This is a genomic window from Microcoleus sp. POL10_C6, assembly GCF_036701585.1.
GTDB lineage: Bacteria > Cyanobacteriota > Cyanobacteriia > Cyanobacteriales > Microcoleaceae > Microcoleus.
The window spans coordinates 44,002-66,142 of record NZ_JAUBRB010000014.1 but is presented as its reverse complement, the minus strand read 5'-3'; the positions used below and the strand labels follow the sequence as shown (position 1 = coordinate 66,142).

Here is a 22,141-nt window from a genome sequence, read left to right as displayed (position 1 = left end):
TTAACTTGGAGATATTGTTGTGGACTTATCGCTAATTCCGGCACAGCCGAAACCAGGACTGCTCAACGTCCTCATCGAAATTACCGCCGGTAGCAAAAACAAGTACGAATTTGATAAAGACTTACAAGCCTTTGCTCTCGATCGGGTGCTTTCTTCCTCAGTCCAATATCCGTGCGACTACGGCTTCATACCCAATACCTTAGCCGATGATGGCGACCCCCTCGACGGCATGGTGATGATGGATGAGCCCACATTTCCAGGGTGCATAATCGCAGCCCGTCCGATCGGAATGCTGGAAATGATCGACGGAGGCGACAGGGACGAAAAACTTTTGTGCGTTCCCGACAAAGACCCCCGCTACGCTCACTATAAGTCCCTCAAAGACGTAGCCCCCCACCGCTTGGACGAAATAGCCGAATTTTTTAGAACCTACAAAAATTTGGAGAAAAAAGTCACGGAAATTCTGGGTTGGCAAGATGTCGATCAAGTCATGCCCTTAGTGGAAAAGTGCATCGCAGCCGATCGCAAATAAGCCCCTAGCCCGCACTCCTCGACTGCAACCCGACTAAAAACTCAGGGGGCCGAACTTAAGGCGCTGCTGCACGTCTAGGGATGTAGTCGAGGAACGGGTAGCTAGAAGGTCAAATCCGTCGTCAATGCTGAGTCACCGGAACAGCATTCCTAAAAACCCCGCCCCGGCCCCAATCTTGAAAAAAATACTACTCCTAGAGTAAGATTAAGCGCAAATTATACCCCTGGGGAATGCGTTCTACGTTTGAGGAAGTTTTACCCGAACAACTCTGGTTCGGCGCTATCTTAATCTCAGAACAAAGAACACGACGGGCAGCCCGCATTATGCAAAAAATAATCTCTCAAGCGTGACATCTCCTACACGAATCGGTAAGGTTGAGAATTCTAACAGCCCAAGTATTAGGTACTCGAATGGTTTCCCGATCAAGGGCTTTATTATAGTACAGATTGCTAAAAAGTAAAAACTAAAAACTAAGATTTCAACTCCCAAGTTCCAGCCCCCAAAGCTAAAAAAAATGCCAGATTCCGCACCCTCTCTACCCAATCCACAGCCTTCCGATCACAAAGCCACTATGGAAAATAGTCCTTTGACCGAGTTTGTCGTTCAGTTTTGGGGCGTGCGGGGCAGCATCGCCACCCCCGGCACCAAAACACTGCGCTACGGAGGCAACACCTCCTGTGTAGAAATGCGCTTGGGCAAAAAACGTTTGATTTTTGACGGTGGTACGGGCCTGCGAGTTCTGGGCCTCAATCTGCTGCGGCAAATGCCGGTGGAAGCCCATATGTTTTTCAGCCACACTCACTGGGATCACATTCAAGGGTTTCCGTTCTTTACTCCCGCCTTTATCCCAGGAAACTGCTTTCACATTTACGGTGCGATCGCCCCCAACGGCACTACAATCAAACACCGTCTTGCCGACCAAATGGTGCACCCCAATTTTCCCGTCCCCATCCAGGTGATGCAGTCAGACCTCAAATTCAACGATTTGACCCCTGGGGATATTCTCGAACTCGACGATGTGAAAATCGAAACGGCACTGCTGAACCATCCCAATACCGCGATCGGATATCGAGTCACCTGGGAGGGACACACAGCCGTCTACTGCACCGATACAGAACACTTTCCCGATCGCCTTGACGACAACGTGTTACACCTAGCTCGCAACGCCGACGTGCTGATTTACGACGCCAACTACACCAACGAAGAGTATTACGACTTCAAAACCCCAAAAGTCGGCTGGGGACACTCGACTTGGCAAGCAGGAGTAGAAATAGCCAAAGCTGCTGGAGTCAAAAAAATCGTGATGTTTCACCATGATCCGGGTCACGACGACAATTTTCTCGATCGTACAGAAGCAGAGGTGCAGGCAGTTTTCGCCAATAGCTGCTTAGCCCGCGAAGGCATGAGCATACCAGTGATTTAACCAAAAATAAATTCAGAATTATGAAACACGAAAAACCCCGCAAACGTCGCAGAGTAGGCTTGCGGGGGCTTTACTCAACGTTGCTAGTATTGATAATTATCTGTTGTACCTGCGGCGGATGGGTTGCAGCTCAGACTGCCTATTCTGGCACTCCCGCGCGACTTGCTCAGGTGTCTTCGATCGAGGATACTGGTACGGTTGATCGCATCCCCGAACGCTACCAACTCGGACAGCAACTGTACCTAGAAAACTGCGCCACCTGTCACATCGCTTTACCGCCGCAAGTATTACCTACAGAAACTTGGCGCAGATTGCTGCAAGATCCCCAACATTACGGACAAACCATCAAACTGCTAGTAGACCCGCCCCGCATCCTAGTTTGGAACTACCTGCAAACTTTTTCTCGTCCCCAAGCAAAAGACGAAGAACTCGCCTACCGAGTCGCCAGTTCTCGCTATTTCAAAGCACTGCACCCCAAAGTAAAACTGCCACAACCCGCAAATATCAGCAGTTGCGTTACTTGTCACCCCGGCGCGTCTCAATACAATTTCCGCAAGCTTACCGCCGAGTGGGAAAACTCTCCGTAACGAAGATTAAGTTCGTAATTATATCCGAGTGCGAGCGAGACGATCGCACTAACAACAAAACGGCGATCGCATTCTCCACTAGAGACTTATCCAAAGTGTGGGTGCGATCTTTCAATTCATGCTTACTGGGCATCGCACCTTACCAATAACCTCTCGCTTTACCCTCCTCAATAACTCTGACGGCTAACGGTGAAGTTGTGCGACTGCCCATAACGTCTGTTGCAAAACCGACCAAACTTGCTAGTCCGTTCCAACTGAGATGTTGCACCATTCTCAATAAGCTTTATATGAACAGGCTTTTCGGCCTGTTCCACAAGAAAATTCACTCTTTGTGGAACAGGCATCTTCCCTGTTCCTGAGAATGGTGCAAGATGTGGGTTCCAACCGAGTGGTTCGCTGGGGCTTGGGTGGCATAGAAGTAAAAAATCTGTGCCTTTAACTACTTTTTGAGCAATTGTTATGATATCTTAACTTTAGCAGAGGCTAGTTCAGACAATTTAAGAAGCCTGGTTATCAAGTAACCTGATTTATGATTGACCCTAAAAAAATTCAACTGAAATGGGAAAGTTATTGGTTTAAAACCCTTGGGAGATGGCAATCGTGTCCATTGGCCTGCCCAATAGACAGACCTCATCCTCGGCATATTTTTTGGAGTTGGATTGGCAGTTTTTTGGCAATCACTGCAACGTCCTATCTTGCTGTAAAAACTAATTCTCCTTTACTAATGGCTCCGTTTGGCGCTACAAGCGTTCTGATCTTTGGTGTCCCTGACAGCCCTTTGGCTCAACCCCGGAATGTCATTGGGGGCAATTTCTTAGCTGCTCTCACCAGTTTAATGATTCTGCATTTTCTCGGTTCTTCTCCCTGGGCGATGGGAATGGCTGTTTCTAGTGCGATCGGAATTATGCAGATTACCAGAACTCTACATCCCCCTTCGGGAGCAGTTGCCTTAGTGGTCATGATGACCCAACCAGACTGGAAATTTTTGCTAACACCTGCTTTTGAGGGATCAATAATCTTGGTCTTGTGCGCCGTCATCTTTAATAATTTAGCGGCAGAAAGGACCTATCCCAACCACTGGTTATAGCATTGTCTCTAATTCTCTCATCCTTCCCTTGGGAGCACTACCCAAAATCTGGATGCTCCCTCGATTCCGACTTCCATCGGGCTTCTTTCTTCCATCCGTTACATCCCGATCGCGTGCTTCGTTGCCGAACTTCCTTCGGCTAGATCAATCAAAAAAAACGGACGAATTGGGGGAAGTTCGAGATCCATTGTGAAAGCGTTCCCAAGACTGCTTTAACTGAGCCGGCGCCGGATATTCTTTATCGTAAACCACCAGCACATTCGTCAAATTCCGTCCCGGTGGCAATAAAATCTGCCCTTGATGAGCCAAACCCACCGAAGCGCCCCCGTCCAAATTCATCGCTTCAAAACAGCCGATCGCCTGCATAACTTTAGCTTCTGCTTCCAAAGACAAACTGTCAAGAAAAGTCACCAAAAATAACTTATCTCTCGAAGCCGGAAAGCCGATCGCCGTTCTCGAACCCACGCCCAAAACACCAGCATCTTTAAAACCTTCCGACAAAGGAGACAGCCAAACTTTCCCCGCTTTAACCAATCTCGGCCCGCAAGTCAGAGAAAACCAATGTTGACTCCAATCCGGCTTACCTTCAGTTCTAGCCGTCACCATTTCCAATTGATTTCCCGCTTTAATTCCCAAAGTCGTGCCGTAATTTTCCCATCGACTATATTTCAGATACTTACCGGCCGCCACCATATTTCCCAGCACAGATTTCTGCTCATCTTTACCAAAAAAAGTCCCGTTAGCAACAACAGCAGCCCGGTAACGCGACACCATATTTTCAAAAGGTTCGTCGCCCCGCGTTACTTTAGAAGTATTTGCAAAATCTGCATTATTAGCTAACCCAATTGTGATATAAATTTCTGGGTCTGCGAGGTCAATAGTTGTGAGATAAAAACTTGCGCCAGCTATATTTTGGCTGCTGACTTGTACAGGTTTTGCTTGCTTAGCAGAACGTTTGATAATTTGAGGTTGAGACGGTTGCGTAGGCGGAGAATTTTCGGGCGATTTTACAATAGGATTACTCGGCAGAGGTTGATGGGTTTTTGCCGATTTTACAATGGGATTGTTAGGGAGATGTTGAGGAGTTTGATTTGATTGTATACTTGATAGAAAAGCGAGTGACTTTTGCCACAGTTGACCCACGAGAGTCAAGAAACTATCTCGGTTTTGGGCGATCGCAAAATAGTCAGCCGCAACCCGCGCCAAAGCGATGCCCGTTAAAAATAAAAAAGTGCGCCGCAGCATCGGGCGACAACCTTCAGACTGTTTGGGTTTAGACATAAAAAATCTCAGCTAGGATAGCGAACAGTTTCCTATGGCTGTGACTACAATGGGCGATCGCCTGAATTCTGAAACTACCAGTAGCAAGGTGCGCGCTTACGCACCTTGCTACTAATTCAAAACTCACAACTATTTGCCTAGCCGGTATTCCGCATCCCCGCAGCAATTCCATTAATCGTCAGCAAAGCTCCCCGCAACAATTCACCCTTGCTGTAACGCGAGTGAATCACCCCCGGAACCCCGCCACTACCATGCTGCCGCAAGCGTTTCAGCAACGAAACCTGCAACAAACCCAAAGGCACAATCGTCGCATTTCGCAACTGCACCGATCGCTGCAGGGATGGATCTTCGTCCAACAAACGTTGGTGTCCGGTAATCGTTAAAACCAAATCGCGAATCAAGTGAAATTCGGCAGCAATTTGATCAAATAAAGCCTTAAAACGCTCCTTATCAGCAGGCAAACCTAACTCCTGCACGTAGTGTTCTGCAATCTGCAAATCCACCTTAGATAAAGTCATTTCCACCTTAGAAATTACCATTCTAAAAAATGGCCATTTTAAGTAGAAATACTGCAAAAGTTTCATGTGTTCTTCCGGTTCCTCCAGCAAAAACTCTTGCAAAGCTGTGCCGACACCGTACCAAGAAGGCAGCAAAAAGCGGCTTTGAGTCCAGCTAAACACCCACGGAATTGCTCGCAAACCGCTGATGTCTTTTTTGCCACCCCGCCGGGCCGGACGAGAACTAATTTGCAACTGGCTGATTTCTTGAATCGGGGTAACTTGGTGGAAGAAATCAACTAAATCCGGCTGTTCGTAGATTAAATTGCGGTAGTGCGATCGCGATTTCGCCGACAACTCCTCCATAATCTCATTCCAAGGGTCGATGCCATCAAAACCAGTGTGCAGCAAACTAGCTTGAATTACCGCCGCCGCCACAGTTTCCAAATTGTAAAGCGCCAACTCCGGCAAAGAATATTTAGAAGCCAAAACCTCGCCTTGTTCGGTAATCTTAATTCGCCCGCTAATACTCTTTCCAGGCTGAGCCAAAATTGCCTTGTAAGCAGGCCCGCCGCCTCGCCCTACAGAACCGCCTCGGCCGTGAAAAATTCGCAACTCTACATTGTATTTTTCCGCAACCATTTGCAAAGCCTTTTGAGCTTTGTGGATTTCCCAATTGCTGCTGAGGAAACCCGAATCTTTATTGCTGTCGGAATATCCCAGCATCACCTCTTGCAATTTAAGAATTTCGATTGGGCATTTGAGATTTTCTGCGTTTTTTACCGCTAGTTCCTGCGCGTATCCTCCTGCTAGCAAAGCTCGATAAAGTGGCAAATCAAATATTTGCTGCATAACTTCCGGCGCTTTTTTCAAATCTTCCACAGTTTCAAACAGGGGAACTACTTGAATGCTGCTAATTCCTGTCGCCGGATCGTAAATTCCGGCTTCTTTTGCTAACAACAAAACCGCCAGTAAATCGCTGACATCGTGGCTCATGCTAATGACGTAAGTTTCGCAAATTTCAGGACCAAACTCCTGCTGCATTTGCCGCAATATTCGGAAGGTATTGATGGTCTCGCAAGTTTTGGGAGAAAAGGGCAATTCTGCTGGAATTAAAGGGCGGCGAGTTTGCAGTTCCGTTGCCAGCCAAATAATTCGATCGCATTCCGACATTTGATTGTAAGGCTTAGGCAAAATTTGCAAGTATTCAGCAATTTCGCTCAAAGCGTCGGAGTGTACGGTTGACTCTTGGCGGATATCTAGGTAAGCCAAATTAAATCCGTAAATTTCTACTTGGCACAGCAGATTTTCCAAGTCCCGACAGCTCAAACCTGTTTCCACTAAATTGCGCTCGATGAGCTGCAACTCGGTCAAAAACTCAGTACCAGATCTATAAAGCCCCGACATTCCGGGATGTTCTGACAAAGCTTCGCGTTCCCGCTGCAACTCGTCTCCTTTGTAGAGCCGCCAATTACGATCGCGCGTATTTTCCAGTCGCTGCTGCACGTAGGCCAGCTTCAACCGATAAGGTTCTTGGCGGTAGCGGATTGCCCATTGCTCGTAAACCTCCGGGAATTCCGATTTGTCGCGATCGAGAGATTCGAGCAATTCGGGCAGCACGTCGCTCCAGTGCAGCGACAAACTCAAAAGTTCGTTCAGCCGCTTCACGGCGTTGATGTACTTACACAGCACCAAATGGCGCTGATAGCAAGCGGTTTGCCAAGTAACTTTCGGAGTCACAGAAGGATTGCCGTCTCTGTCGGAACCTACCCAAGAGCCGAATTTGCAAAAATTGTAACTCGGCGGTTTCAGGTAAGGATAAGAAGCGTGCAGCGCTTGCTTGAGTCGGTGGTAGAGTTCTGGAATTGCATCAAACAACACTTCATCAAAGTAGTGCAGAGTGTACTCCACCTCGTCAAGCACAGTTGGCTTGAACTGGTGCAGTTCGTCAGTGCGCCACCATAGGCGAATTTCTTCCATCAGTTGCTCTTGGAGAGCGGCTGCTTCCCAGCAAGACACCGGGTAGGGGCTTTGAGAGTCGGCCCCCAGTACCTGAAATTTTTCGTCAACTTGGTCTAGCTGTTGGAGAATCTTCGCCATTCGTCGCTGTTTGGTGCGGATCGTGTGGCGAACAATTTCCGTCGGGTGAGCAGTGAATACCAAGCGGATGTCTAACTGATCGATCAAGCGCTGAATTTGCTGGCTGGGCACGTTCAAGCGCAGCAGCATCGGGAACAGTTGGTGAAAAGTGCCGGCATCACGAGTGATCATCTCGTTGCTGTCTGCCTTGCTCAAAGCCATTTGGGCTGGGACTGGGCCTTCCCGGTGGCGCGGGCGATCGGGGGCATCAGTTGCTTGTCCGGGCAGCTTAGAAAACATCCGCCCACCAGCATCGTTGCTGCTAACGTAAGCTAGCTGTTGGTCTCGCTGTTCGTAGTGCTGTTCGACAATGTTGATCAACTGAAAATACAGTGCAAAAGCCCTAGCGGCGCGGATGGCGGCGTTGAGGTCGAGCTTTTCGATTAGCTGTACGACATTCGACTCGCGAAAGTGAGTGGCCTGTCCCTCGGCGGAATTGACCGATCGCATTTGTTGGAGCAAATCCACCAATTCCTGCCCGCACTCCTGTCGCAGCACCGATTCCCACAAGTCCTCTACAACTTTGAGGCGATTTCGCAGAAACAGGTCTGATTTTGAGTAAGCGGGAGAATGGGAAATAGATGTTGTATCAATAGCCTGTTCTGAAGACTGGAGGACTGAACTCATCGGGCTGTTCCTCAATAGCTGCGGGTGTCAAGAAAATTGTATGGTTTAGTTTCGCCTAAAACACTTTTGTTTGCAGTCAAATTTGAGACAACTTATTGCAACGTAGAAAGTAGAAGGCACTTATGTACAAAGTATAAGGAAAGATTAATTTTTAAACCACAGATTGTACCTATTGTCAAGCTTTTATATCAGTTGACTTGCGATTTTAGATTTTAGACGCTCGGCCTGAGACGTTCGGCGAGCGGTCAGTTGAGTCGCGCTAAGTCGAACAATTTGAGATTTACTCCCAAGATGAATCTGGGAAGTTGAAATCGGGTCGAAAATTTTTCTCTCTCCCCGACAAAACTCGGGGACTGGTATCCGTTTTTGGGCGGGGTCAAAAAAATTAACTTCTAGCTGCAGCATCCTTCCTTGGGCTTTCTAATCCTGTGATTGAGGAAAGTTGAGTACGGGAAGGCGCGAACCCCGAAAGACTTCTTCGCTTTCAACGCCGATCGACGCAACAAACTCAGCAGCAGCTTTAGCCGCCACCAACCCGCCCAGCATGGGTAAAGCGACCAAGCTCAACAAAATATCTGAGGGAACTGGCAACTTTGGACTCTCAGGTGTTTGATTTTTGAGCAAGTCTTGGTTTTCCGACGGCATAAATTCCTCCTGTGTCAATCCATAATCCTCAGTTTACAAGCCAAATAATGATCTTGACCGCTGCTTTCTGACTAATAACTTCTGAGATCAAATCCGGTGACATCCGACGAAAGATATCCTGCAAGCGATCGTCCCCGCGTAGCCAAGTCTATAAATATCTTCTCGCGAGATATTAAGCTCGCACTCGGAAAAAACGCTTTGTATAAAATCGGGATACTCCCCGAATGCGATCGTCGATCGTGCGACTCTCTCCGCGGAGCATGACGAAACCACAGCACTACAGTCGGAAAATAATAGACATTTCCAGAAAAGCCAGTCTTGAACAGGCAGGATGCCTGTTCCACAAGAATTATGAGAGAGGTCTAATTATTATTCGGATGCAAACGGAAACGATATGACTAATGACGAATAACTTGTTGATTGGCTTAATTTGGACCTATCTGTGCCAAAATGTCGAGGTATTATCAAAAAAATATTCCCCAACGGCTCGAAGCCGAGGGAATACAAGGCAAGACACTAAGTCCAGCATGGCTTAAACCAGACAAAACGGTTAGGCTCGGCAAATCAAATAATTGTCTGTAAAATCTGTAACTGTGCTATTTCTAGAAAACAAAACCAGCTTTGGCAAAATTTAGAGTTTCATGTTGAATGCGAACGGGAGCATATTGGCAGACAATCGATCGAGCGCGTCGCAGTGGGCCGGGGAAGCTTTAGGGCTTCCCGAAGTTCAAGTACAAGCGCGTTTGCGGGGAAATCACCTGCACATTTTGTGCGAAGCAGCGCAGTGCCCGTCTCAAGAATTGGTGACGGCGAGATTTACCAACGCCCTCGAACACACTGATTTAACGCAACTGCTGCCCGATCGACCTAAAATTTACCAGTTGTTTCTGTGCGGCCGCAAAATCGGTTCCCGACAAAATGACTGGACAGTCCGGCTCGATTGCAGCAGTCCCAAGCGACAGCAACAGCAACAGCCACAGCAACCGGAACCAAAAGTTGCCGAAGTGCCGCCGCCAGCGAGTTCCCCCGACGAATCGCCAGCAAGCCCTAAAAGAGGCGGATTTTTCGGCAAATTTAAGAATGACAACCAGAAACTCAAACAGACACCAAAACCGGTAGAAACAGCAGCCCACCCGCCGCAAGTACGGGAAGAACTAGATTTTGACGCCGAAAGTCTGCCCATCGCCTCCCGCATTCAATACCCAGAAGCTTTTGAAACTTCCCCCGTGACGATCGACACTTCCGCTGCTGCGACGAGGGAAGTTGTCGGTTCCGCCGTTCCCCCGCAGCAGAAAACGAACCGTGGCGCGGTGGCTTTGATTCAATCCCCCCAAGCTGACTCAGGCGAGGGCGATCCTGATGGAACATTAACGGTTTCGCCGGAAACGTTGGCGCGCCGGGGCTATCCAGATGCGATCGCCAGCTATCTCAGCGAAATCCTCGGCCCGATGGGAGTTTCGGTGAAAGTCAGCATTCGCGAAAAAGAACTCAAAACCAGCCGAGAAACCCTGCCGGTGAATGGGCCGGAAAATATCCAGCCCAAAGAACGCCGACTGCTGGTGCTGTGCGAGTCAGCCTACAGCCCCGACCCCTCATTGCTGGCCGAACCCATCGCCGGCCGGCTGCGGAAACTGCAACTAGAGGATTTCCGGGAAGCAGTGATAGCCAGCCAAGTCAGCGGCGAAGCGAAGCCGGACTGGCTGCTGCGAGTGGATTTGACTTCGCCGGACAAAATTCTCAAGGAATGGGCCAGGTGGGGAGACGTACAGTCGATCGCCAAACTGCTAAATCAACACTTGGCTGCATCAAGAGTCGAAGTGCGGGCAACCCTCAAAGAAGCAACCCTCCACCTGTTTTGCAGCAAAACTACCAAAAAAGGACAAAAGCCTAAACGGCAAGAATACCCCGACAAGCAGCAAACCACCGACGCGATCGCCCCTTTGTTAGCCTCCTTTGCGCCCCAAGGCATCCGCGCAGCTACTATCTACGGCGTAGAACCAGCCCAGGACTCTCAGGCCGCGCCGGAGTCCCCCGTGTGGATAGACTGGGTGGACTTGCCTGCCGCCCACCACCCCGACTTGGCTGCAAACGCTAGAACGCTGGCAGTCGAGGGCGACCAATTGGCTTTGACTTTTTTATTGAACAGGTTGCTCAACCCCAATCTCAGACGCAAGCTGGAAACAGGAGGGATTCGGGCTGTCGTGCTGCAAAAAGCCAACGTGCTCCACGTCATGACTGAAGCTCTGACTTGCCCTTCTCAGTCGAAGGTCGGCCCGCCGGTGGTCAAATTTTTGCGGCACTTACAAATTCCGGGAGTGGCAGGGGTGCGAGTCTACGGACGCCGCGCCGGCCAGAAACTGCCCCTGTGGCGCTACGCAATCGACCTCAGAACGGTTGTTGACGAGGAATCAGCGGCACCTGCACCGGTTCCCTCGCAAGTGGCTGTGTTGGAAAAGGAACCGGTGCCGGAGTTTGCGCCGGCGGAGGATGGGAGTTTTTCGGGTTTGGGCGACAATTTGGTGTTCGATGCTCCCACGCCCAACTCGTGGCGGCCCCGCTTCAAAATCAGACTCCCCGGATACAATCTGGGCGAGCAATTAGTTCAAGCTGCGGTGCAACCGCTTGTCGCTTCGGGTTTGTTTGTTCCCAACGATGGTTTGTCAACGAATGCTGCTGCGCCCGGTGGCGTGAGAGCCGATCGCGCGGCGCGAATGGCTTTGATTTGGGCGATCGCCGGCTGTCTGCTGGCTTTCAATACCGATTGGCTCCTCGGTCAATTTCTGCAATCTGCGACGGTCAGTCAAGCTCCTAGCGCTTCCGAAGTTTGCAGCGGCCCAAATTGTCAAAATTCATCCCCCAAGGCTGTGGAAGACGTTACAGCCCAACTTCCGAAGGCAACCCCGAAACCAGTTCCCGCTGCTGAGGAGGTGAATTTGCCTCAAACTCCGTTGCAGCCGTCGCCAGAAGCCAACCGGGAAGAAGCTTTTAATGGCTCTGGGTTTACGAAACCGGGCAATACTAGCGTTCCTGTAGCTGATGTTTCTGCTCCTCCGGTGTTCCCCACTTTGAGGAGCGAGCAGCTTGACGACCAAATAGCGCGCTATCAAGAGTATATCCACCTGCACAAAAAACCGCCGGATATTTTAATTGTCGGTAGTTCGAGGGCGCTGCGCGGTATCGACCCGGCGGTTTTGGAAACCGCTTTGGCAGCTTCGGGCTATCCGGGGCTGAGGGCTTACAATTTTGGGGTTAATGGAGCTACTCTCCAAGTTGTAGATTCGCTCATCCGCCGGATTTTGCCGCCGCAACAACTGCCGAAATTGCTGGTGTTGGCTGACGGGGCGAGGGCTCTCAACAGCGGGCGACCGGATTTGACTTTTAGTGCGATCGCTTCTTCGGAAGGTTACAGGCAATTGAGCCGGGGTAGTTTTCTGATCCGCACCAATCAATTAGAATCCGAAACATCGAAGGAAAGCGCCAACAATCCGGTGGCGACTGCGACTGAATTGGTGAACAATTTGGGAGAAGCTCAAGCTAATGTTCAGCAATTGGTGAGTCAAAAGTTGGTTGAGGGTTCTGCAACTTACAAAAAGCGCGATCGACTTAAAGGGTTTTTGCGATCGATCGTTAATCCCTCAGCCCCTGTTGCAACCGACAGCCCCCAAACCGCAGCCCTAGGTGAACAAACAAGGGAAAATAATGCCCAGCCAACTGCTGTGAGTAAACCAGTCAGCGAGTATCAACCAAATGGCTTTTTGCCGATCGATATACGCTTCAATCCCGAAACTTACTTTCAGAAGCACCCGAAAGTATCTGGTTATTACGACTCCGACTATCAAAATTTTAAATTGGTAGGCGAACAAGCTCTAGCACTCAAAAATCTGATCGAATTTACCAAAGTTCGCAACATCAATCTCGTGTTTGTGAATATGCCTCTGACTGAAGATTATTTAGACCCTGTGCGGACAGGTTACGAACAAGAATTCCGGCAATATATGCAAGAATTAGCAGCTCAAAGCGGACTAATTTTTCTAGATAAGAGTTTATTGTGGCCCCAGGCGCGGGAATCTTTTTCCGACCCCAGCCACCTCAACCGTTACGGTGCTGTTGCAGTTTCTAAACGGTTGGCTCAAGATCCCATGATTCCCTGGCCGGCGAAACAGTAGTTTTGACTTTAGAGTTGTGAGTTATTTTAGAAGTTAAATGAACCCAGCGTGTCGAGTGCTGCGCGACTATCTCAAAACTATTCTTTCCGGCGGCTAAATAGTAGTGAAAATGAAAAGATTGATATTTCCAGAAAATAGCAAAAATCAACAGATCAAAAGTCCAAGAAAAAATTGGCCTTTGATATTTTTTATATTATCTTTAGCATTTTTCTGTTTCAGTTTGTATAAAGGTTTCTTTTTACCTTTAGCTTTATCATCTGGGCCGCCCAGCAACGAACAAAGTAGCGAACAGCCAACTCTGGCCCCCTTTGAAGAGGTTGTCAAAGACGCGCAAAAGTTAGAGGGATTATTTACTCTTTACCGCAATCAAGCAACTGATAAAGTATATCTGGAAATTAAACCGCAACAACTAAACAAAAAGTTCCTGTGCTTTGTGACATTGGCTTCGGGTTTGGGGGAGTCGGGCATTTTGAGCGGAATGCCGATCGGCGATTTCTTGTTTCAACTGCGGCGCGTCCAAAATAACGTGCAGTTTGTGATCCCAAATATAAATTTTCGCACAAGTCCGGGCGACCCGCAAGCAGGTTCGGTAGCACGGGGATTTAGCGACTCGATTCTCTATTCTTTGCCTCTCAAAAGCATTCATCCGCAAAAACAAACTCTGCTGATCGATTTAGGCGATTTGCTGATGAGCGAAAAACGCGATTTACCAGGGGTAAAAGCGATTTTGCCGATGCTTTTGGGTTCTTCTTACTCGATCGATGCAGACAAGTCTTCTTTTAAAGATGTTAAAGCGTTTCCGCTGAATGTGGAGATTGCTTCTGTCTATGGTTTTTCTAGCGATAATGACAGTGAAGTTAACTATTTACCTTCGGTTCCTGACAGTCGGGCTTTTAACCTCCGCATTCACTACAGCTTCTCGGAAGTCCCGCTAAATAACGGCTATCGGCCCCGACTTGCGGACGAGCGAGTAGGCTATTTTCTCACAGCATATAAGGACTTTTCTGACAAGAGCAGCCGGGAGCCTTTTGTGCGCTATATCAATCGCTGGCATTTGCAAAAGCAAATCCCGACGGCGCCGATGTCGCCTCCGGTACAGCCGATCGTCTTTTGGATTGAAAATAATGTGCCTCCCGAATACCGAAACGCAATTCGCGAGGGGGTTTTGGAGTGGAACAAAGCTTTTGAAAAGGCAGGTTTTACTGAGGCAATTCAGGTCAAACAAATGCCGGACAATGCTAAATGGGACCCGGCTGACGTTCGCTACAATACTATCCGCTGGTCGAGTTCTTTTGAGCCTCAGTTTGCCGGCATCGGGCCGTCTCGCACTAACCCGCTGACGGGGGAAATTTTGGATGCTGACATTCTGTTGGATGCTAATGTTGTCCGGGAAATCAAACAGGGTTATCGGGCTTTGGTGGAACAAAATAAATCGCTATCTAAGAGTTTTCAAGGCCGAAACGGTTCTAATACCAATCCCTGTCAGTTTGGGATGTATTCTCGCTATTTAAATGTGCTAGAAAATGGGGATTTAGGAAAAAGCAGCGGGGAAAATGATCGAGGTGGAATTGCTGAGGATTTGCCGACTTTGGTAGAAAGATACCAAGAGCAAAAGCGCTCCTCTTTATCGCGGTTGATGTCGAGTTCGGATATGTGTTTTGGGTTGGAATCTAGCCGGCAGTTTGCGATCGGGGCAATGTCGATGGATCTGTTGCAAAATGCAGCGCCTAGCAGTGGGACGATTGACAATTATGTTAATGAATATATCCGATTTTTGACGGCCCACGAAGTAGGTCACACTCTTGGTTTGAGGCACAATTTTCACGGGAGTACGATGCTGCAACCGGAGGATTTGAACAATACTCAGGTAACTCGCACGCAAGGTATGATTGCGTCGGTGATGGATTATGTGCCGATTAATTTGGCACCGCAGGGAACTGTGCAGGGCGACTATTTTCCAACGATTGTAGGGCCTTACGACGATTGGGCGATCGAGTACGGTTACAAGGTGATTGGCGGCCCAAACCCGAACAGCGACTTACCAGCGCTGCAACAAATTGCCAGCCGCGCTGCGGAACAGCAATTAGCTTACGCGCCGGATGAAGATTCTTTTGATACTCTCGATCCCGCTGCAAATACTTTCGATCTCAGCGCTAATATGCTGAGGTATTCGCAATGGCAATTGGATAATGCTAGGGCGATGTGGAAGCGTTTAGAAAAGCGAATTCCGGCTGGGGAAGACGGTTATAACGAACTGCGGGTGATGTTTGATTCGGTGTTCGGGTATTATGTTCAGCAGGTGATGAATGCTACTTTGTACGTCGGCGGGCAGTCGTTTAACCGGCTTCGCCCTGGAGATGCTAATGCGAAGTTGCCGTTTGTGCCGATCGAGCTTTCTCAGCAGCGAGAAGCATTAGCAACATTAGAAAAGTACGTTTTTGCCCCGGATGCGTTTAGTTTTGCGCCGGAATTGCTGAATAAATTGGCGCCTTCCCGCTGGGAACACTGGGGAAGTCCGGCTTTAGTGTTTCCTCTAGATTACCCGATCGGCGATCGAATTACTTTTTTGCAGCGGTTTGTGTTGCGGGTTTTGCTATCTCCGATGCGTTTGGCGAGACTGCGGGATGCGGAGTTGAAATCATCACCGGAAACTGCTTTGAGGTTGCCGGAAGTGTTGGATACTGTGCAAAAGGATATCTGGCAAGAGGTTTTGCAGTCGGAAAAGAAGATACAAATTTCCACTTTTCGGCGTTCTTTGCAGCGGGAACATTTAGCAATTTTGATCGGAATGGTGCTGCGAAAAACCAGTGTTCCAGAGGATGCGCGGAGTTTGGCTTGGTACGAGTTGCGGCAGTTGCGGGAGGGTTTGAGCAAGAGTATTCGGAATTTGGATCGGAATGCTGATGCTTATACGCGGGCTCATTTGGAGGAAACGCGCGATCGAATTTCTAAGGTTTTGAATTCGCAAATTCAGTCGAATTAAGTCAATAAAGCTTTCATGGCGGGTTCTTCCGCCTACCCCACAAAAAACTTTATGTGTTGTGGGGTGGGCCGGAGAACCCCTTCTTGTGATAAAAAACCCGGTTTCTGTGGTGGGAGTGCATAATTTCTGATTTATTAATTAGATGATTATTGATAAAATCAAAAATTATGACTACAGATAGTTCCAAAAAACATCACCTGCGATTGGCGCTATTTTGGGCCTTACTGGGCACTCTGGCAGCGTTGGCATTATTTCCTTATGCGCTGTCTCTGAATCCAGCAGTCGCGCAACTGCCTACACCGTTACCTGTTATAGCTATTGCGTCCGCCCTTCAAACTGGACTTCTTTTGATTCTCCTGAATTGGATTGGACTACGCCTAGGCAACTCAATGGGACTCGATACCCCCCTCATTCGTGCGCTGGTGTATCGACAGCCTGTTCCAACTCTTTCTAAATCTGCCCTTAACACGGCGCTAATTGTAGGCTGCATCGGTGGCATTGTCCTGATAGGATTGAGTTTAGCTTTCCAACCTTGGATGCCGCCAACGGCAACTCCAACAACGCTCGAAATTGACCTCTGGAAACGCCTCTTAGCTTCTTTTTACGGAGGCATTACCGAAGAACTGTTGCTGAGGCTATTCGCTATGACATTGATGGCGTGGCTACTTTGGAAGATTTTTGAGCGAGACAAACTGCAACCCTCTACATGGATTTTTTGGCTGGCAATTGTGGCGGCGGCAATATTGTTTGGCGTGGGTCATTTGCCTGCCGCTGCCAATCTTTGGGGGCTAACCCCAATCGTCATTCTCCGCACCATTACACTCAATGCCCTCTTAGGAATTCCCTTTGGTTTTCTTTACTGGCGTTGGGGATTAGAATACGCTATGTTATCTCATTTTTTGGCCGATTTAGTACTGCACGGAATTGGAGGAAGTTAGCAGGAGATGCAAACAATGCAATGGTACAACGAACCTTTACAATGGCATGAGGATAACGACGTTATCCATATTACCGCCGGGGCAAAGACTGACTTTTGGCGGCAAACTCATTACGGATTCATTCGCGATAACGGCAACTTTTACTACCGTCAAGTTTCAGGCGACTTTACAGCAGAAGTCAAAATTACTGGTTGCTATCAATCGCTCTACGATCAAGCAGGATTGATGATTCGAGAAAGCGAAAATATCTGGCTCAAGTGCGGCATTGAGTTTGTTGAGGGAGTGCAAAACGTGAGTGCGGTTGTGACACGAGACTATTCCGATTGGTCTGTTATGCCGCTTGAAGTGCCACCAGTTTCCCTGTGGCTGCGGGTAAAGCGCCGAGCTGAAACGGTGGAAGTGCAATACTCTTTGAATGGGTCAGACTATTCAATGATGCGATTGGCATATCTAACTGACTCACCAATCGTTCAAGTTGGGTTAATGTGTGCGGCTCCCCAAGGTGAAGGATTTGCAGTCAAATTTGAAGGGTTTAAGCATAGTAAGCTGATATAATGTGGATGGTAAAAAAAACGATTTCTGCGCCAATCCATATATAAAATTAAAATTAGGGGTGAGTGCTTTTCACTTACCCCTGCCATTGATTTTTTGGGCGGTTTTGAACCTACTTAATACAATTTGTAGCACTAAATCGCCACAAAAACGATGCTATTTATCCTAAAAATACTTGTCGATGTTGAGGGTCAAAATCGTGAATGCTCCGAGCAAATGACCTGCGCTCATGCAAGCCAGAAATGCCGGTACGCTAACATTGTTGAACAAAGAGGGAAAGGGTAAAGGCATTTTCGGTCCGACGTGGGGATACCAAATTCGGCGGCTGAGAACTAGCAATGCTAAGATATTGCAAACAAACATCACCAGAGGCTTTTGCCAATTTCCTGATGCTGTGTCAGTCACAGTCGATGCTACTACTGCCAGTAAATTTGAGTTAATCATCGTTGTTGATGCTCCTATTTTTCATAAATTATCAGAAATGCTCGATGAGATTTCTTGCCAAAAATACAGCAGGGGCGATCGCCCTTACGCCATAAATATCTGTTGCTGTCAATATTCACTGCGTCGGCGACAGCGCCCCCACCCGTAATCATGGAATCACAGCAAGAAGTCTTTTAATGCCATTCAAAAGTAACGAAAGATACAAAGGGACAAAACCATACTCGCTGCCATTTGTAACTTTTAGCCTGTCTGGCAGTGGCGGCATTTAGTCACGCTGCCAGACAGGAAATACCGCTACTCATTACTGAGCAATGTAGGTAGGCAGAAAGTGAAGTATGTCACGGAGAACGCTATATCCAGCGGCATCCCAAAGCAAATAAGCTAAGAAACCGATCATCGCTAAGCGACCGTTCCAAAGTTCTGCTTGCGGGTTGAAGCCAAACAAAAAGGCATTCCGATCTTTGCCGTTGTAAGCATTCGCTGTAGGAGGCAAGTTAGTAGGACGAGTTTCCATGTTTTTACATTCCTTAACAATGTTTCGCTTCTCATGGTAGCGGCCTAATTTCTGCTTTGCTATCTGCCTGTAGGCTCAAGATAAACACAAGTCTAAAGGAGGATTTTGAAACCGAAAATAAAGTGTTAAGTTTTGTTGAGGGAGATTTTTAAGCGATCGCCTGTATCTGTAGATACTAAATACAACTGCAAGTTGATATGCCCGCTGTGAAAGGCTCCATCGCCCCCTAGCGACAAACAACGGCGCTGGTGACTCGACAATACCGAATCCGCGAGCTCCTAGACGCAAGAAAATTTAGTAAATTTCAGCTCAAAAGCCGAACACATCGCGCGGGAGTTAATTAAAATAGGAGATAAACAGAGCGATCAGGAGAAACAGTTATCGAAACCATCTACGGCCATCTTCAAGGTTTAAAGTCCAGCCAGCTCAAGCAACTCGAAAAGCTGTACCACCAAAGACTACCGGGCGATCGCATCACCACTGCAGAATTCGCCCAGCGCGTCGCCGCCATCAGCACGGAAATAGACAAACCAATCTGCACCTACATCAACCGCCGCGGACAAGTAATTCGCGTCGGCGTGGGTTCACCCCGGCAAACGCAGATTGCGCCCCTAGAATTGCCCCGCTACGGGGGAGGTCGCCTCAGCGGCATTCGCTGCATCGCCACCCACCTGAAGCCAGAAACCCCAAGCGAAGCAGCCCTCACAGCAATGGCAATTCAGCGCCTGGACGCCCTCGTTTGGCTGACACTGACCGGGGGAGGATTTCAGCGCCGCGGCGGCGGTGCGACTGGTTACATCCAAGAAACTTATCTCGCTCACCTGATACCCCAGGGAGATCAGCCAAATTTTGAGTTCTCTGTTTTGAGCGCTCAGTTAGAACCAGATGCAACTGATGAAATAGAAGAGCCTTCTATTCCAAAGTCACTAATTCAAACTCCACACTTTCCCTGGAAAATATCAGAACCGCTGAATTTGGACGAACTCGCTGACCAAGACTTTCTGGATTTGGTGGAAGGACTCGAAGCAGAGTTTCAAGCAGAGTTTGTCGCTAAGCAGGTCGATGCAGACCAAGACAAAGTGCTGTTGGTAGGTGTCATGACTCAGCACATGACTCAGTTGGAGTTTGAGGACGGGCTCGCAGAAATCACGCGGCTGGTTGAAAGCGCCGGGGGTCAGGTTCTGCAAACAGTGCGCCAAAAACGATCGCGCCCCCATCCGCAAACAGTCGTCGGCGAAGGCAAAGTTCAGGAAATTTCCCTCACCGCTCAGACGATTAGTGCTAATCTCGTGGTATTCGATCGCGACCTGGCCCCCGCACAAATACGGAACTTGGAAACTCAGATAGGTCTTCGCGTTGTCGATCGAACAGAGGTAATTCTCGACATCTTTGCCCAAAGAGCTCGATCGAGCGAGGGTAAATTGCAAGTCGAACTCGCTCAGCTAGAGTACGCCCTGCCCCGGCTCAGAGGTCGCGGTCAGGCAATGTCGAGACAGGGTGGCGGCATCGGTACTAGAGGCCCTGGGGAAACCAAGCTAGAAACCGAACGGCGGACGATCGCCAAACGCATTTCTCGATTGCAGCAAGAAGTAAATCAACTGCTGGCGCACCGCTTCCGGCTGCGGCAGAACCGCCATCATCACGATGTACCCTCAGTGGCGATCGTTGGCTACACCAACGCAGGTAAATCGACTCTGCTCAACCTGCTCACAAATTCCGAGGTCTACGCCGCCGACCAGTTATTTGCCACCCTCGACCCCACAACTCGACGGTTGACCATTCCCGGCACTGTCACCAGGGAACCGCTGTCGATCGTCCTCACAGATACAGTGGGCTTTATTCGCGAACTGCCCCCCGCCTTGATCGACGCTTTCCGGGCTACCCTCGAAGAAGTCACTGATGCCGATGCTTTGCTGCACCTCGTCGATCTCTCCCATCCCGCGTGGCAGAGCCAAATTCGATCTGTCATGAATATTTTGACCGATATGCCCGTAACGCCAGGGCCAGCCCTTGTAGTTTTTAACAAAATCGATGCCGTAGATGGAGATACTCTCGCTCTCGCCCGAGAAGAATTTCCTCAAGCAGTATTTATTTCGGCCGCCAAAGGTCTTGGGATGGAAACTCTCCGCGACAGACTTGCTCAGCTCATTCAATACGTCCTCTACCCTCGGTAAATACTTAAATATTCCTTTTGAATAGTTGACATCGGGGAATATACGTACATATACTGAGGACAGATCTAGTCGAACTATGAGATTATAAAAGAGTAGTCAGATTGTGCATTGCAAAGTACAATACAGCATCTCTATTTTGCGCTCGGTTAAATAAATAATTGCCCGAGACCGCGGTCAAGGTAAAAAGACTCTTTGTTAATGGCTGTAAGGGCTGTTGCTTCAGAGGTTGCAAAAAGAGGTTGCTTCACTCTGGCCCAACCACGGTACGGAATGTCAAGGTGAAAGAGAATAATATTATTAAAGTGTTTGGGCACTCATCTCAAGCGCTATACTATCTTTTACAGGCGTCCGCGAGAGAATACATCCATTTATTGTAAGAACTCTAAAATCCTTGCCCGTCGTACAGCGCTAATCTCTAGGACTATTTCTATTTTTCGATTTTACCACTGTTTAACTAAATAGTTATGTGTACGCCACTGGCAAAACTAGCAATTGGACTCTCTGCCACAATGGCAACAGCGTTTTACTATCTAGCTGCCGCCCCTCCGGCAGCAGCAGTAGATGTCTGCGGTCCGGGAAATTATTCTACTGCCTGTGCCTCCAGCCAGACATCAACAGCAACGACATCCGACCCGCAATTGGCGACCGAGGGGAGTTTGTCCCAAATATACATCACACCTTCGAGAAGCTCAACTTCTATTCCTGAACCGGGTACTGCGATCGCAGTCCTACTGACAGGTGCAGGAATGATGTGTTCGTGCAGAAAGCGAAACAAGCAGGTTGGTCCGCAGCGCTAGGCAGGCTGATGACCAACCTGTTTGCCTTTACCATGTCTCCGTTTTTTTAAGCATGGGTATTTGTTTACTTAAATTTATATAAAAAATTGTATAAAAAATAACTTGACACCTCGCTTCGGTTGTGCGCTGCAAATAGAGCCGGATGTTGAAGGAAGAAAGCGATAGCGACTTCAGTCAGGGTAAAAAAAAGGAAGAAGGCAAATGCAATTGGTGGCAAGGGTTTCAGCAATGAATAACCTCCGGTACAAAAGATAAGGTTGCTATATGTTGCTATATATAAAAATTAAAATATAAAAATTAAAATAAGATTGGTTAAGATCAATCCTTCGGACAGTTTTTTATAGGCAACCGTAGAATAAGGGTTTCAAGGTTCCAAGGCAAGTTGGCTACCAAGGAAAAATCGAGGGTTTCAGCCGAGGAACTAAAAACAGTCCGCACTATGGTTAAGATTACAATTAAAAAATATTGTTATTGTTTGAGCGTCCCATGACCCCTAAAGTAGAAATTTACACTTGGAGAACCTGCCCGTTTTGCATTCGTGCCAAAGCACTGCTGAAACGAAAAGGGGTTGATTTTACAGAGTACGCGATCGACGGAGATGAAGCAGCACGGGCTCAAATGAGCGATCGAGCCAACGGAGGCCGCACCCTGCCCCAGATATTCATTAACGACCAACACATAGGCGGCTGCGACGACATCCACAAACTGGATGCTCTAGGCCAGCTAGACCCGCTGCTAGCGGCAAAATGAGGCAT

Annotated in this window: 18 protein-coding genes; 11 read left to right on the top strand and 7 right to left on the bottom strand. The window is 48.4% G+C overall.

All coding sequences use genetic code 11. The features are described from left to right. The first annotated feature begins 19 nt into the window (after positions 1-19). From QUA34_RS10265 to QUA34_RS10255, 3 genes are all read left to right on the top strand, one after another. Positions 20-532: an inorganic diphosphatase gene (locus tag QUA34_RS10265; protein ID WP_006634582.1), complete on the top strand. Its 513-nt coding sequence runs from the start codon at positions 20-22 to the stop codon at positions 530-532. Between the two features lie 514 nt (positions 533-1,046). Then, a complete protein-coding gene (locus tag QUA34_RS10260; RefSeq protein ID WP_333082256.1) occupies positions 1,047-1,955 on the top strand; it encodes an MBL fold metallo-hydrolase in 909 nt (302 codons plus the stop codon). 20 nt (positions 1,956-1,975) lie between these two features. Further along, positions 1,976-2,542, top strand: a complete 567-nt coding sequence (locus QUA34_RS10255) for a diheme cytochrome C (RefSeq protein ID WP_333326732.1) — start codon at positions 1,976-1,978, stop codon at positions 2,540-2,542. Here the strand turns inward: QUA34_RS10255 and QUA34_RS10250 are convergent. After that, positions 2,514-2,675 (bottom strand): hypothetical protein, encoded by a 162-nt coding sequence (locus tag QUA34_RS10250; protein ID WP_333326734.1) that lies wholly within the window; start codon positions 2,673-2,675, stop codon positions 2,514-2,516. The two genes, QUA34_RS10255 and QUA34_RS10250, sit on opposite strands and share 29 nt — an antisense overlap. A 396-nt stretch (positions 2,676-3,071) precedes the next feature. Here QUA34_RS10250 and QUA34_RS10245 point away from each other — a divergent pair, with 396 nt between their 5' ends. Then, on the top strand, positions 3,072-3,629 hold the full coding sequence (locus QUA34_RS10245) for an HPP family protein (protein ID WP_445242811.1): 558 nt from the start codon (positions 3,072-3,074) through the stop codon (positions 3,627-3,629). 144 nt (positions 3,630-3,773) lie between these two features. On the opposite strand, the gene QUA34_RS10240 is transcribed toward QUA34_RS10245, so the two are convergent. The 3 genes from QUA34_RS10240 to QUA34_RS10230 form a co-directional block, all read right to left on the bottom strand. Then, positions 3,774-4,910: a phosphodiester glycosidase family protein gene (locus QUA34_RS10240; RefSeq protein ID WP_333386232.1), complete on the bottom strand. Its 1,137-nt coding sequence runs from the start codon at positions 4,908-4,910 to the stop codon at positions 3,774-3,776. Between the two features lie 137 nt (positions 4,911-5,047). Further along, positions 5,048-8,173, bottom strand: a complete 3,126-nt coding sequence (gene ppc, locus QUA34_RS10235; protein ID WP_333386229.1) for a phosphoenolpyruvate carboxylase — start codon at positions 8,171-8,173, stop codon at positions 5,048-5,050. A 420-nt stretch (positions 8,174-8,593) separates the two neighbouring features. Further along, positions 8,594-8,836: a hypothetical protein gene (locus QUA34_RS10230; protein WP_333082250.1), complete on the bottom strand. Its 243-nt coding sequence runs from the start codon at positions 8,834-8,836 to the stop codon at positions 8,594-8,596. Positions 8,837-9,459: 623 nt separating this feature from the next. On the opposite strand from QUA34_RS10230, the gene QUA34_RS10225 reads away from it, so the two are divergent. From QUA34_RS10225 to QUA34_RS10210, 4 genes are all read left to right on the top strand, one after another. Continuing rightward, entirely contained in the window at positions 9,460-12,984 is a 3,525-nt protein-coding gene (locus tag QUA34_RS10225) for a hypothetical protein (RefSeq protein WP_333386226.1), read from the top strand. Positions 12,985-13,093: 109 nt separating this feature from the next. Further along, a complete protein-coding gene (locus tag QUA34_RS10220; protein ID WP_445242810.1) occupies positions 13,094-15,967 on the top strand; it encodes a zinc-dependent metalloprotease in 2,874 nt (957 codons plus the stop codon). A 167-nt stretch (positions 15,968-16,134) separates the two neighbouring features. After that, the gene (locus QUA34_RS10215; RefSeq protein ID WP_333386220.1) at positions 16,135-16,905 is read left to right on the top strand and encodes a CPBP family intramembrane glutamic endopeptidase; all 771 of its coding nucleotides are present in this window, start codon (positions 16,135-16,137) and stop codon (positions 16,903-16,905) included. 6 nt (positions 16,906-16,911) lie between these two features. After that, complete coding sequence (locus QUA34_RS10210; protein ID WP_333386217.1) at positions 16,912-17,460, top strand: DUF1349 domain-containing protein; 549 nt, start codon at positions 16,912-16,914, stop codon at positions 17,458-17,460. Between the two features lie 162 nt (positions 17,461-17,622). On the opposite strand, the gene QUA34_RS10205 is transcribed toward QUA34_RS10210, so the two are convergent. The 3 genes from QUA34_RS10205 to QUA34_RS10195 all read right to left on the bottom strand — a co-directional run bounded on the left by QUA34_RS10205 (position 17,623) and on the right by QUA34_RS10195 (position 18,944). After that, complete coding sequence (locus QUA34_RS10205) at positions 17,623-17,901, bottom strand: Photosystem I reaction center subunit PsaK (RefSeq protein WP_333386214.1); 279 nt, start codon at positions 17,899-17,901, stop codon at positions 17,623-17,625. Positions 17,902-18,202: 301 nt separating this feature from the next. Then, positions 18,203-18,415 carry a chlorophyll a/b-binding protein gene (locus QUA34_RS10200; RefSeq protein ID WP_333041855.1) on the bottom strand — a complete coding sequence of 71 codons (213 nt, stop codon included), beginning with the start codon at positions 18,413-18,415 and terminating at the stop codon, positions 18,203-18,205. 403 nt (positions 18,416-18,818) lie between these two features. Next, positions 18,819-18,944 (bottom strand): hypothetical protein, encoded by a 126-nt coding sequence (locus QUA34_RS10195; protein ID WP_333386212.1) that lies wholly within the window; start codon positions 18,942-18,944, stop codon positions 18,819-18,821. 49 nt (positions 18,945-18,993) lie between these two features. Here QUA34_RS10195 and hflX point away from each other — a divergent pair, with 49 nt between their 5' ends. The 3 genes from hflX to grxC all read left to right on the top strand — a co-directional run bounded on the left by hflX (position 18,994) and on the right by grxC (position 22,136). After that, complete coding sequence (hflX, locus tag QUA34_RS10190) at positions 18,994-20,589, top strand: GTPase HflX (RefSeq protein ID WP_333386209.1); 1,596 nt, start codon at positions 18,994-18,996, stop codon at positions 20,587-20,589. A gap of 464 nt (positions 20,590-21,053) precedes the next feature. Further along, complete coding sequence (locus QUA34_RS10185; protein WP_333386206.1) at positions 21,054-21,386, top strand: PEP-CTERM sorting domain-containing protein; 333 nt, start codon at positions 21,054-21,056, stop codon at positions 21,384-21,386. 486 nt (positions 21,387-21,872) lie between these two features. Beyond that, the gene (gene grxC, locus QUA34_RS10180) at positions 21,873-22,136 is read left to right on the top strand and encodes a glutaredoxin 3 (RefSeq protein WP_333386203.1); all 264 of its coding nucleotides are present in this window, start codon (positions 21,873-21,875) and stop codon (positions 22,134-22,136) included. Positions 22,137-22,141 lie beyond the last annotated feature (5 nt).